The 12,949-nt window shown below is 49.8% G+C and carries 11 protein-coding genes and 1 tRNA gene; 6 read left to right on the forward strand and 6 right to left on the reverse strand.

The features are described from left to right. Window positions 1-19: 19 nt before the first annotated feature. Both AC1S52_RS24785 and pyrE read right to left on the reverse strand, forming a co-directional pair. A complete protein-coding gene (locus AC1S52_RS24785) occupies window positions 20-160 on the reverse strand; it encodes a DUF2887 domain-containing protein (protein ID WP_482031848.1) in 141 nt (46 codons plus the stop codon). Between the two features lie 191 nt (window positions 161-351). Continuing rightward, window positions 352-984 (reverse strand): orotate phosphoribosyltransferase, encoded by a 633-nt coding sequence (pyrE, locus tag AC1S52_RS24790; RefSeq protein ID WP_482031716.1) that lies wholly within the window; start codon window positions 982-984, stop codon window positions 352-354. A gap of 158 nt (window positions 985-1,142) precedes the next feature. Here pyrE and AC1S52_RS24795 point away from each other — a divergent pair, with 158 nt between their 5' ends. After that, window positions 1,143-1,688, forward strand: coding sequence for a hypothetical protein (locus AC1S52_RS24795; RefSeq protein ID WP_482031717.1), 546 nt, complete (start codon window positions 1,143-1,145; stop codon window positions 1,686-1,688). A 26-nt stretch (window positions 1,689-1,714) separates the two neighbouring features. On the opposite strand, the gene AC1S52_RS24800 is transcribed toward AC1S52_RS24795, so the two are convergent. Continuing rightward, a tRNA-Ile gene (locus AC1S52_RS24800) sits at window positions 1,715-1,787 on the reverse strand. A 314-nt stretch (window positions 1,788-2,101) separates the two neighbouring features. Between AC1S52_RS24800 and AC1S52_RS24805 the strand changes: the two genes are divergently transcribed. Next, on the forward strand, window positions 2,102-2,761 hold the full coding sequence (locus tag AC1S52_RS24805) for a hypothetical protein (RefSeq protein ID WP_482031718.1): 660 nt from the start codon (window positions 2,102-2,104) through the stop codon (window positions 2,759-2,761). 50 nt (window positions 2,762-2,811) lie between these two features. Continuing rightward, window positions 2,812-4,293: a hemolysin family protein gene (locus tag AC1S52_RS24810; RefSeq protein ID WP_482031719.1), complete on the forward strand. Its 1,482-nt coding sequence runs from the start codon at window positions 2,812-2,814 to the stop codon at window positions 4,291-4,293. 50 nt (window positions 4,294-4,343) lie between these two features. Here AC1S52_RS24810 and AC1S52_RS24815 read toward each other — a convergent pair whose 3' ends face one another. The 3 genes from AC1S52_RS24815 to mtnA form a co-directional block, all read right to left on the reverse strand. Continuing rightward, on the reverse strand, window positions 4,344-5,612 hold the full coding sequence (locus AC1S52_RS24815) for an MFS transporter (RefSeq protein ID WP_482031720.1): 1,269 nt from the start codon (window positions 5,610-5,612) through the stop codon (window positions 4,344-4,346). A gap of 274 nt (window positions 5,613-5,886) precedes the next feature. After that, window positions 5,887-7,800, reverse strand: coding sequence for a tRNA uridine-5-carboxymethylaminomethyl(34) synthesis enzyme MnmG (gene mnmG, locus AC1S52_RS24820; protein WP_482031721.1), 1,914 nt, complete (start codon window positions 7,798-7,800; stop codon window positions 5,887-5,889). Window positions 7,801-7,878: 78 nt separating this feature from the next. Next, entirely contained in the window at window positions 7,879-9,015 is a 1,137-nt protein-coding gene (mtnA, locus tag AC1S52_RS24825; protein ID WP_482031722.1) for an S-methyl-5-thioribose-1-phosphate isomerase, read from the reverse strand. Between the two features lie 226 nt (window positions 9,016-9,241). Here mtnA and deoC point away from each other — a divergent pair, with 226 nt between their 5' ends. The 3 genes from deoC (at window position 9,242) to AC1S52_RS24840 (ending at window position 12,887) form a co-directional block, all read left to right on the forward strand. After that, window positions 9,242-9,925: a deoxyribose-phosphate aldolase gene (gene deoC / locus AC1S52_RS24830; RefSeq protein WP_482031723.1), complete on the forward strand. Its 684-nt coding sequence runs from the start codon at window positions 9,242-9,244 to the stop codon at window positions 9,923-9,925. A 211-nt stretch (window positions 9,926-10,136) separates the two neighbouring features. Further along, the gene (recO, locus tag AC1S52_RS24835; protein WP_482031724.1) at window positions 10,137-11,138 is read left to right on the forward strand and encodes a DNA repair protein RecO; all 1,002 of its coding nucleotides are present in this window, start codon (window positions 10,137-10,139) and stop codon (window positions 11,136-11,138) included. A gap of 3 nt (window positions 11,139-11,141) precedes the next feature. Beyond that, window positions 11,142-12,887 (forward strand): MFS transporter, encoded by a 1,746-nt coding sequence (locus tag AC1S52_RS24840; RefSeq protein WP_482031725.1) that lies wholly within the window; start codon window positions 11,142-11,144, stop codon window positions 12,885-12,887. The last annotated feature ends 62 nt before the right edge of the window (window positions 12,888-12,949 follow it).

Here is a 12,949-nt window from a genome sequence, read left to right on the forward strand (position 1 = left end):
TAGCTGTAGAATCCTTGAGTCAAACAGATGAGATTATCTCACCCAGAAAGGAAACGCTAAGTATTTCCGGTTGCGGTAAAAATACCCCATCAATTTCAAATCTGGATTTTTTGATCGCTACAGAGTCAAATCGGTAGTCAGCAGCATTGGCAGGTGCGATCGCATAAACTCAAACAGCAAAGTCTTGGAGTTTAGACTAATTCCAAAAAGCACTGCCAGTAGCGTCTAATCCACAGAAATTTCTGTGAAAAAGCACTAGCCATAACATTAGTCTAAACAAAAAAAAGTCGGCAACGGCTGAAAAATTCTGTAGCAAATGGAGTCTCGCCCTATGGCGAAATAGTCCGTTTTCTAAAGTGATTTGGCATTTTCAATTTCTCGCCAGCGGTGCTGGATGTCCTGAATTGAAAAGATTGCTTGAAATGGAATTCCTGCCTGCTGATAAAGTGCTGCCCCACCCTGGTGGCGATCAACGAGCGCAACAATTCCATTGACGCAATAACCAGCCTGCTGCAAGCGTTCAACAGCTTTCATGGCTGAACCTCCAGTGGTCACAACATCTTCCAGAACCGTGATAGTACTTCCCTCAGGCAACATTGGACCCTCAATATAAGCGCGGGTTCCATGCCCTTTTGCCTCTTTGCGAATAATCAGCGCAGGCAGCGATCGCCCTTCATAAGCCGCCACCACATTCACAGCAGTTACCAGGGGGTCTGCACCCAGAGTTAACCCGGCAACTGCTTGGGTTTCTAAGGGCAAAAGTGACAACAAAATACGACCCATCGCCAACCCTCCCCAGGCATGCAGAGTGACTTGCTTACCATTGATATAGTAGGAACTCTGCTGACCAGAGGAGAGTAAAAAATCTCCCTCTTGATAAGCAACCTGACAGAATAGATCTAAAAGTTTCTGTCGTAAGGTGGCTAAATCTAAGCTTGCAATTGAATCAGAAAAGTGAGTTGACGATTGACGAATTTCTGTCATTTTTTTGGGTAGACTCAGTACAATTGTTAAAGGCTAAAATCTAAGGTTTGGGTAGACGTTAGCAGGTAGTCAAAGATTTTTAGTCCAATATTCTACCAGTCCCAATCTTAGTCTTAAAAAGAGACAACTATTTAATCCAAAAAATGAGGAGTGATCCCATGAAAGTAAGCTGCAAAAATGCGATCGCCGGACTGGCTATTTCTTTATTGTCTACCCTGGGTGCTGCTACCGCGATCGCCCAAGAGATTTTAATCAGCCCAGCCCCGGTACCTGTTAGAAGAGGTGCCCCCTTAGAGTATCAGAACGACATCTTGGAAAGGTTTTATGATTCCTACTTCGAGAACGATCGCGATTTTTTCAAAAACCGTACTTTTCCTAGACAGGTGGATTGGCTAATCGGAGTCGGTGGCTTTCCTGAGATTGAAATAACCCGTGACGGCAAGGAAGTCAACGATACCTATCGCAGAATTTTATCGCGGCAAATGGCGAGTGGTCCCATTATTCGAGTTTTTGATTTACCCACTCCCTTCTGCCAGAGTTTGAGAACCATCCCCGATTCACCAAGTTGTTTAATCGATGGTTGTTCCAGAGCAGGCTGCCCCGTGACAGCCCAACCCATTGCTCCTCCAGCAACGGTTCCTCCATTTGTTGACCGGGTACCCCCTGAACCGCCTGTACGGCAGCAGGTTCCTGCTCTGTGGTAATCCTCCCGAAAAATATTATTCAAAAATCCAGGGTGCAGGAGTTGAACCTGCCTGAGGCGAATTATGAGTTCGCTGCCTAAACCGCTCGGCCAACCCTGGCTGTTGTGACCATCATTGTATCCTGATTCCTTGCAGAAGACCTTGTATCTATCTGTAAAGGTAATGGTAGGGCATGGTGGTTTAATTCGGATGTCGATCGCTTGGCAAAATTGGGTCCAAAAGGCAAAACGGCTGAGCAGCAGGCAATTCATGTTTGTTTCCAGCAGAACTATCCAGCCTTCATACATCTAGAGCTTCAAGATTTTTCAGGAAGCGTAAATTTTGTGTTGAATCGGGAGTATTCTGTCTAAAATTGGAGCAAATCAAATTTACCAAGCCTCAAACCTTTGAAAACAGCTATCCCTAAACGATCCATGAAAGTGAATTCCACTGTAGCGCTTACCCTGATGCTATTAGCGTTGATGGTTGGGGCAGGAATGGTCAGCGCTATGTGGGGGGTCGCGCTGGGACGGGAAGCACTTAAGGGTGTGACTCAGCCGGATACCCGCCCGACAAACAATCTGGCAAAACGAGGAGCGAATAGCCGTCGGGAAGAGTTCACAATTTTGCGAGAGGACGATATTATCGCTGGAGCCAAGTCCCGCATTAGCGGGAAAGCAAAAGATGGCAAGGTGAGTGAATCCACCACTGCAACCAATGCTTCTGCTAAAACAGATTCCAGTAAAGCGGCGTTCCCAATGGTCAGCGAAAGTGAGGGCGTTGTGCTTGAGATTAGCGATGTCCGTCGGCAGGAAGACTCGTTGGTGATGCAGGTCAGCCTGCGCAATGGTGGAAACCAACCCGTCCGGTTTCTTTATAGCTTTTTGAGTGTTACGGATGACAAAGGGCAAGAACTGAGCGTTACGGCGAATGGTTTACCCTCGGATTTGCCTTCATCCAGTGAAACCTACTCTGGCACGGTTAAAGTTCCTGTCACGCTTTTGGAAGGGGTTGAAAAGGTTTCACTCTCCCTGACCGACTACCCTGATCAAAATCTTGATTTGGCTCTGACTGATATTCCGGTTCCTCGTTAAAGCACTGCAATGCAGCACTTTATCAGTTCTGCCACTAACAGGTGCCCCGAATGATAATCTTTTCTCTGGGGTTTCTGGTAACGAGCGTGGAGTTGGGAGCGTACCCTCAGCACTTTACCTGGTCAGAGGTTGTGCTGCGGATCTTTTCATTGCTGCTGCTGATTACGATCAATGCTTTTTTTGTAGCAGCAGAGTTTTCGATTGTTTCGGTCAGGCGATCGCGGATTAATCAGTTAGTCGATGCGGGAGATACCCAGGCACGGACGGTGCAGGACTTGCAGCAAAGTATTGATCGCCTGCTCTCCACAACCCAGTTAGGCATTACCCTATCCAGTCTGGCATTGGGCTGGATAGGGGAAAGCGCGCTGGCGGTTCTGATTGCAGATGGAATCAGCCAGTTACCCCTGGCACCGGGTTACCGACTGGCAATTTCCCATACCCTGGCAATCCCAATTGCGTTTTTTCTGATTGCCTATCTACAAATTGTTTTAGGTGAACTGTGTCCAAAAGCGGTGGCGCTGATTTACTCAGAGCAGTTGGCACGGGTGTTGGCGGCTCCCAGTCTGGCGATCGCCCGAATCTTCAACCCTTTTATTTGGATTCTAAACCGATCCACCCGTTGCCTGCTGCGATCGATTGGTGTCCAGTACACCAGTGAAGGTTGGTGGTACAACCAGGTGACCCCAGAAGAACTCCAGCGGATTATTACGACCACCAGCGAATCGACTGGACTTGAAGCGGAAGAACGGGAACTGCTGCGAAACGTATTTGAATTTGGTGAAGTGACCGCAGGCGAAGTGATGGTGCCTCGGACTAGCATTGCCGCGGTTGCTAGTGATGCCACCTTTAAAGTGCTACTAGAGGAAGTAGCCCAGTCACAGCATTCCCGCTATCCCGCCATTGGAGAATCCCTGGATGATATTAGAGGCATTATTCATTTTCGGGAACTGGCAGAACCTCTAGTTGAGGATTCACTATCTTTGGATGACCCGATCCAGGCTTGGATTCGCCCCGCCCGATTTGTGCCTGAGCATATGCCCCTGAGTGAACTGCTGCCTCTGATGCAGCGATCTCGTCAATCGATGGTGATGGTTTTTGACGAATATGGCGGCACCGCAGGACTGGTAACCATGCAGGATTTGATTGCTGAAATTTTGGGGGATGCCGCCGAACCTACTAGCACCGAAGAGTTGAGTATTCAAATCCTGGATGATCAGACATTTCTCGTGCAAGCACAGATGGATCTGGAAGAAGTCAATGAAATGCTGAACCTGGAGCTACCACTCACTGATGATTACCAAACCCTGGGGGGGTTTATTCTATTTCATCTGCAAAAGATCCCGCAGTTGGGCGAAACTCTGCGCTATCGAGACTATGAATTTACCGTCATCGCTGCCGAAGGACCTCGGCTTGACCAGATCCAGATGCACCGTCTGGAAATCCCCGAAACGATTTCTGAAGATGAAGGAGAACTAGCCCTTGAAAATGGTGAAGGCGATCGACCTCCCTTTCAGGATGGAGCAGAGCTTTAGGGAGTAGGGGGTAGAGGGGTTCTCATCCACTCATCTACTCATCCACTCCCTCACTTACCCCCTCCTGCATGAAGGGCATACCGATCTTCCTCCTTGCCTAGAGCAAACTTGAGGGAGCAGGCAAAATCTTTGCTGCCCAGGCTGATGAAAATAAGCAACGCCAGAAATGATAGGCTGCTTGCCAGTCCAAACAATCCTCGATAGCCAATCTCGTCAGCAAAGTAGCCCAGAATGGGAGCGGCGATCGCAATTCCCAGGTCAAACCCTGCCATGACTAACCCAAATATGCGCCCCCGCTCTTCAGGTTTAGAGCGGTCAGCCATTAGCGCAATCATCATGGGAATGAGAATGCCAGCCCCTGCGCCCTCAATCAAGCCAGCCAACAGAAAAATAGCTGGAGTTCGAGCGCTCCAGATGAGTAACATGGCGATCGCATAAAAGCTCAGACTGACTGTGATAAACAATCCTCGTCCATAACGGTCAGAAGCTCGTCCTGTAGGCAAACGGACTAAAAAACTCGAAACCGCCGCTGCTGTATAAAAAAAACCAGCATTAAAATCTACTTTTGTTTCCTGAATCAAAAGTGGGGCAAAGGTGCTGAGTGTGCCAAATCCCAGCCCAACGAGCAGCATGACAGTAGCAGGAACTCGCAATCGAGGGCTGTTTATCAACTGCCAAAACGGCTCATTATTTGACCGATTCCCCTGCTCTGGCATCAGGTTGTTGCCCCCAGGTTGCCGTTTGACCGAAGGAGCGACAACCTGATACGCACAAATCAGCCCCACTGCGCCCAGTCCCGCTGCCAGCAAAAACAGGGGCGTATACCCTGCCCATTCCAGCAAAAAACCTCCCAGAGCAGGACCAATCGCCATCCCAACCGGGTTTACCAGGCTCATAAATCCAATCAACTCACCCCGTTGGTGCTCCGGCGAAAGATCCACAACCAGAGCGCTGTAGCCCGTGGAAAACGCCGCAATGCTGAGACCATGAAACACCCGGACTCCTATTAGCAAAGGAAGTGACTGGGTTAGCATGTAGCCAATCGGGGCGATCGCCACTGCCAGCAGCCCAATTATCAACACAACCCTGCGCCCCTGCTGGTCTGCTAACTTTCCTACCCAGGGACGAAACAACACCAGCCCAATCGCAAAGGACCCCATGACAATACCGATTTGAGCATTCGTCGCTCCAATATGTTTGATGTAGAGCGTCAGAGTCGGTAGTAAAGCTGCCAAACTTGCCCAAAACAGTAACCCTGAGGCAAATAGAACCCACAAATTGCGCCGACAGGCTGGTTCTAAACCGCTAAAGCTATTCAATGCAGAAATCCTAAATCATAAAAAGCCCCTTTCTATGATGAAGACTTCTTACCTGATCTGGCTATGCGGTGAGATTGACTTTATCCAATGACGCGGCATAGCAGAGTAATCGCAATGGTTGTTATCGTGACACCATCTTTCGTCAGGCTGTATTGCTTATTCGCCGGGTATTTTAGAGAACAGGGCAGCGGGCATTACAGCAGGCTCAACTGGCACCCTGTCTGATAAATTTTCAGACAGGGTGCCAGTCTTATCGTCTCTGGTATTAGGCAGCCTAGACATTGGTTGGCAACTGGCTATGAAGACGGGATTGAATCTCTAAATAAATTAGCAGTGCATTCACATCCGCAGGATTGACCCCACCAATGCGGGAAGCTTGCCCAACCGTCAGCGGGCGAACTTTAGAGAGCTTTTCGCGAGCTTCTTTGGACAGGGTTTCAATAGTGTGGTAATCCAGATCCACGGGCAGTTTGCGATGTTCCTGACGGGCAATCTGGTCAATCTGATTTTGTTGCCGCTGAATGTAGCCAGAGTACTTAATATCAATTTCAGCCCCTTCTTTTTCGGCACGGTCTAGTTCCCCATTCTCCAAACCAAACCGCTCCAGATCGGCATAGTGGAAACCGGGTCGTCGCAACAGATCTGCCAGGGTAATTGAACCTTTGATTGCCTGCTGAGTATAGGCAGCGATTTCCTGACCCAGGGGATCCAGTTCTTTCACACGGTTTTCGTGCAACCGCTCCTTCTCAGCCACAATTTGTTTTTGTTTATGGATAAACAAGTTCCAGCGCCGCTCATCAATTAGCCCAATTTCCCGCCCTAGTGGTGTCAGGCGTTGATCAGCATTGTCCGATCGCAACAGTAACCGATACTCCGATCTCGAGGTCAGCATCCGGTAGGGTTCGCGCAAATCTTTGGTACACAGGTCATCAATCAGCGTACCCATATAACTCTGCTCACGCAGGAAGGTAATCATTTCTTGCCCCCGCACAAATCTGGCGGCATTGACACCCGCTACAAACCCTTGCGCTGCCGCTTCTTCATAGCCAGTCGTGCCGTTGATCTGTCCAGCACAAAATAGTCCTTCAATCTTTTTGGTCATGAGGGTGGGGTAGCACTGGGTTGCCGGGAGAAAGTCATACTCCACTGCATAAGCAGGGCGCAGCATGATACAGTTTTCCAGACCGGGGAGCGATCGCAGCATCTGCAACTGAACGGGTTCTGGTAGTCCGGTGGAAAAGCCCTGGACATAAATTTCTGGAATCTCTCGCCCTTCTGGTTCCAAGAAGATCTGGTGGCTTTCTTTATCGGCAAAGCGCACAATTTTGTCCTCAATACTGGGGCAGTAGCGGGGACCTTTGGCATCGACCCAACCGCCATAGACTGGCGACAGGTGCAAGTTTTCTCGAATGATGCGATGGGTTTCGGCAGTCGTGCGGGTGATATGACAGTCCATCGATTCCCGTTCGACCCAGACTGCCGGATCAAAACTGAACCAGCGAGTTTCTGGATCACTGGGTTGGGGTTCCAAAATGTCAAAGTTAATCGAGCGGCGATCAACCCGTGCGGGAGTTCCCGTTTTTAGCCGTCCTGTTTCAAATCCCAGACGCTTGAGTGTATCCGTCAGCCCTTCCGCTGCAAACTCGCCTGCCCGCCCTGCTGCCATTGACTTGTTGCCAACCCAGATGCGGCCACCCAGAAAGGTTCCGGTTGTGAGGATAGCTGCTTTGCACTGAAACGCCACACCAAAATAGGTCTGAACCCCAATTACCTCATCATTTTTGCCCAGAACCAGATCAGTCGCCATGCCTTCGCGAACAGACAAATTCTCCTGGTTGTCCACAATGCTTTTCATTACAGCCGCATACTCGCGCTTGTCCGTCTGTGCTCGTAATGCCCATACTGCGGGACCTCTGGAAGAATTAAGCACACGCTTTTGCAGATAAGTACGGTCAGCCATTTTGCCAATTTCGCCACCTAGCGCATCCACCTCATGCACTAGTTGGGACTTGGCTGGACCGCCCACAGCCGGATTGCAAGGTTGCCATGCAATCTTGTCTAAGTTAAGCGTTAGTAAGAGGGTACGACAGCCCAGTCGAGCCGTTGCCAGGGCAGCTTCGCAACCGGAGTGACCGGCTCCAATCACCACCACATCAAAGGAATCAAGAAATTCAACAGGCACGTTCATAGCTGAGGCTGTTCAGGGAAACCCAAGCCTTTATTTTAGCCGGTTAGAGCGGTTAGGAAGGGCAGATCAGGCGATCTATCAACCCCCTTGAATTTTAAGCGACCTGTCTAAAGGTGAAATCTCCCGGACTGGAAGGCTACTTTTGGAAGCTAGTTGATTCTGTAAATCGGCTGGTGCGATCGCGCCATACTCCGTGATGATGGCTGTGATTAAGTTTGCGGGCGTTACGTCGAAGGCAGGATTGTAGAAATCGGCACCCGTGGGACAGATGACTGTTTCGCCGATCGCGTAAATTTCGCTGGGGTGACGTTCTTCAATCGGGATCTGGCTACCGTTTGCGATCGCGAAGTCGATGGTTGACAAAGGGGCGGCAACGAAAAATGGAATGTTGTGCGCTCTGGCAACTAGCGCCACACTATAGGTGCCAATTTTATTAGCCGTATCACCGTTGGCAGCGATGCGATCGGCACCCACCACCACTGCATCAATCATGCCTCGCTGCATACAGTGAGCCGCCATGTTGTCTGTGATCACCGTAACTGGAATTCCCTCTTGAACGCATTCCCAAGCAGTCAGCTTGGCTCCCTGTAAACGGGGACGGGTTTCATCAGCAAACACTCGTTCTAGCCGACCCGCTGCCCAGGTAGAACGAACAACACCTAGGGCGGTTCCGTAGCCTGCGGTTGCCAGTGCGCCTGCATTACAGTGAGTCAGAATTCGGAGCTTTTCAGGATTGGCGGGTAATGCATCCAGACCATAATCCCCAATCTGCTGGCAGGTGCGTAAATCGGCGGCATTAATGGCTTTAGCAGTTTCCAGCAGGGTAGCTTTTAAGTGTTCGACCGATCCCAGCGTTTGCTGGGCAGTTTTCATCATCCGGTCGATCGCCCAAAACAAATTCACGGCGGTTGGACGGGTCGATCGCAACCGCTGTGCCACCTGGTCCAATTGGGTCAAAAACTCGCTGCGATCGATCGTTTTAATTTCCCTTGCACCCAGGTATATCCCATAGGCAGCCGCTACTCCGATCGCTGGAGCACCCCGCACAATCATCGTTTCAATTGCCCAAGCCATATCTTCATAGCGATGGATATCAACCACGGCATACTCATTGGGCAAGCGGGTTTGGTCAATCAACAGGACACGCCCATGTAGCGTATCCTGCGAAGACTCATCATTCCAGATAACCGGATAAACGTGGTTCGTTGAAGCCATAATAAGGAGGGCGCTTAATTCCCTGAAACTCTAGAGTTGCATTCCATTCCAGGTTACAACTATCTGGGTAATATTCGTTGTTAGTTGTTAGTGGTTGGTTACTAGCTGTTAATACCCAGGAGCCATAGAGTTACTCGACTCCCTTTTCAAAGTTTCCAAAAAACTCAAAACTCTCAACTCCAAACCCTTCCCCTGCGCCCCACCTTCCCCATCTCCCCCCTTCCCAATGCCCGGATCCCAGCCAGAAATCAACATTGCTACCTTTATTGACCATGCTCTCCTGATCCCAACGGCTATTCCCGAACAGGTAGAGCAATGGTGTGCAGATGCCGATCAGTACGGCTTTGCGTCTGTCTGTATGCAACCAACCTATGTCAAATTGGCAGCTAACCTGTTGCATGGCAAACGGCCACGGGTCTGTGCTGTGATTGGCTTTCCCTACGGTGCAACCACCTCGGCTGTGAAACTCTATGAGGCGCAGGAGGCTGCCGAGAATGGCGCTACAGAACTAGATGTGGTAATCAACCTGGGCTGGCTGAAAGCGGGTAAAACGGATGAAGTTTACCGAGAAATTGCTGAGATTCGCGAAGAAACCGGGCAAATGGTAAAAGCGATTTTAGAAATGGCCCTGTTAACTGAGGCTGAAAAGCGCCTGGCAGCAGAACTTTGTATGGATGCTGGAGCCGCCTTTCTCAAAACTAGTACGGGGTTATACGGAGGTGCTACGATCGCAGACATCCGTCTTTTGAAGGAAATTACCAAAGACCGATTGGGTATCAAAGCTTCCGGCGGTATCCGCACGCTTGAACAAGCCATTGATTTAATTATTGCAGGCGCAACCCGCCTGGGTACCTCCCGTGGTGTTGAACTCATTCATCAGCACAGTAGCCCAGAGAAGGATGAAGGATGAGGGAGAAGAGGTTAAAGATAGGAGAGAAGAAAATAAATTAAGTGAAGAAGTTAAGAGTTAAGAGTTGTTTGTCATTTGTTATTTGTTATCTGTAGATGCCAATGACCAATGACTCCTAACTCCTCTACTCCTCCTCTCCTCTCTAACAACCAACAACTTAATCCCCCCTGCTCCGGCTTACAATAAGCTGTCTAATCAAATCCCTGTTTTAATGAGTCGCACCTATAAAGCTACAGGAATCAATCTCAAAAGCATGCCAATGGGTGAAACCGATCGGCTGCTGACGGTTTTGACCCGTGAGTTTGGTCTACTGCGCATTATTGCGATGGGATCTCGGAAACACAACTCCAGTTTGGCTGGACGAAGTAGTTTGTTTGTCGTCAATAATTTACTAATTGCTAAGGGGCGATCGCTTGACAAGCTTACCCAGGCAGAAACGCTGGAATCCTACCCAGGACTCAGCCAGGATTTAAAGAAGCTAACGGCAAGCCAATATTTGGCAGAACTCTGCCTTTACCAGGCGTTAAGCGACCAGCCCCAGGAAGAACTTTTTTGCTTACTAAGTGAACATCTCAAGCGATTAGAGCGTGCTCCCCTTTCCCTTGTACTACCCCACCTGACTCACGCGATTTTTCAACTGCTGATTCTGGCAGGCATTGCCCCACAAGTACATCTCTGCTGCGTTACCCGCCAACCCCTGATCCCTGACATTGCAGATTCCTCCTGGAGAATTGGTTTCAGCATTCCATCTGGAGGGACGGTCACCCTGGAATCCTTGGAGAAACTGAAGGCAGAAAAAAAGCCAAAGCCAGTTCAGAAAAGTTCTGGTGTACCTGGTTCAGGGAGTACCTACACAGCGAATAGGGGCACCTCTGTTTCTCAAACTCCCATGAGAGTGGCAGAGGGGCAACCAGCCAAGCCTTTTTTAGGGACTTCGGCGGAACGAACCATTCGCCACTCATCCCCGCTGTTGCTGCATACTCAAATCACTGCCCCAGAGCTGGCTCTATTGCAACAGTTGGCTCAGGCAGAATTGCCCCAGACCGCCAGCCTGGGATTTAACAGCACTGAATTTGCTCAATCTGAAGGCGTATGGCAATTAATCGAGCGTGTCTTGCGCTACTATGCCCAGTATCATTTTGATCGTCCCATCCGCTCCGCTACTCTAGTAGATGCCTGCTTTGCCTCCACTGAATACTCTTTGACATCCTGAGCCATGATGCAACTGTCCAACTCGGATTTAGAAGCATCAATGATGCGATCGCTAAATCACCCAGACCTGAGCGACAATATTAAGGGGCTGGGTAAATCACCCCCTGCTTCAAAAGTCTGCAACGAATTGCAGACATCATCCGGTCCCCTAATTCATCGGATGTCAGATGAGAGTGCAAACAAGCCAGTCATGGCAGGGGATATGCTTGATGGGGAGAGTTCTTTACCCATGTTTCGTGCAGAAGAAGATTTCCTTGAAACCGACAGTGCTTCCCCGCGGTCGTCTGTAGCCGAGTCTCGGCACGAGGGTAACGGTGGTTCACCGGCTCCGCTGGCGGTTTCTACAGCAGAGCCAGAAGCAATTTTGCCGGAGGAGGATGAGCTAGAGCGCGGCTTCCTCCCGGTTCTGAGGAACCGTAACTTTTTAATTCTGTGGAGCGGTCAGGTCTTTTCTCAATTGGCAGATAAGGTTTATCTGGTGCTGATGATTGCGCTGATTGCCAGTCGGTTTCAGAGCGGCGATCAAACCATCAGTGGTTGGGTTTCCTCGATTATGATTGCGTTCACAATTCCCGCCGTTCTGTTTGGCTCTGTGGCTGGGGTATTTGTCGATCGGTGGTCCAAGAAAACCGTATTGGTGCTGACCAATCTGCTGCGGGGAGGGTTAGTCTTTATGCTGTTGCCCCTGCTCTGGCTGTCTAAGGGGTGGGCACCCCTGGCAGGTTTACCCGTTGGCTTCTGCATTCTACTGGGGATTACTTTCCTGGTTTCTACCTTGACCCAGTTCTTCGCTCCGGCAGAGCAGTCTGCCATCCCACTTGTAGTCGAGCGTCGTCATCTCCTATCGGCAAATTCCCTTTATACCACGACGATGATGGCTTCGGTCATCATTGGTTTTGCCGTGGGTGAGCCACTGCTGGCGCTGGCAGACAACCTGATGACTCATCTGGGCTGGACTGCGATCGGGCTGGGTAAGGAACTGGTGGTGGGTAGCGGTTACGCGATCGCCGGACTCATTCTGCTTTTACTTAAAACCCGCGAAAAAACCTGGAGCTTTTCTCTGTTAAATGGGTTAAATGGCACCACAAATGGTAGTCATGATTGGGAAGATTCGGAAGATTCGGAAGCAACTACGGAAACCCCCCACGTTTTCCAGGATATTCGCGACGGCATTCGCTATCTGAAGCAGCAACAGCGGGTTCGTAGTGCCATGCTGCAATTGGTAATCCTATTCTCAGTCTTTGCTGCATTGGCAGTGCTCTCGGTTCGACTGGCAGAGATCATGCCTGCCATCAAAGCCTCTCAATTTGGCTTTTTATTGGCAGCAGGCGGTGTAGGAATGGCGATCGGAGCAACTTTTATTGGACAGTTTGGACAACGCTTTCCCCATTACCAGCTCAGCATTGTCGGTTCTGCTGGAATGGCAGCTTCCCTACTAGGCTTATCTGTCTTTTCAGAGCAACTTGTTCCTGCACTGGCACTGATTACTCTCCTAGGAGCCTTTGCGGCAGTGGTTGGCGTACCCATGCAAACCACTATTCAAGAAGAAACCCCTGAAGAAATGCGGGGCAAGGTTTTTGGGCTGCAAAACAACGCTATTAATATTGCCTTGAGTCTGCCCCTAGCGCTGGCAGGTTTGGCAGAAACCTTTTTGGGCTTACGGGTTGTGTTCATAGGTCTTGCCGTGCTTGTGGTCACAGGCGGGGTATTTACCTGGTATATTTCGCGTACAGGATCAACTCAAAAATAACCCTTCAGGAAGTTTATAAAGAATCGGTCTTCGTCTGTACAGTTGGGTTTACTTCAGTCAGA

Source organism: Kovacikia sp. CALU 1929 (genome assembly GCF_056784235.1).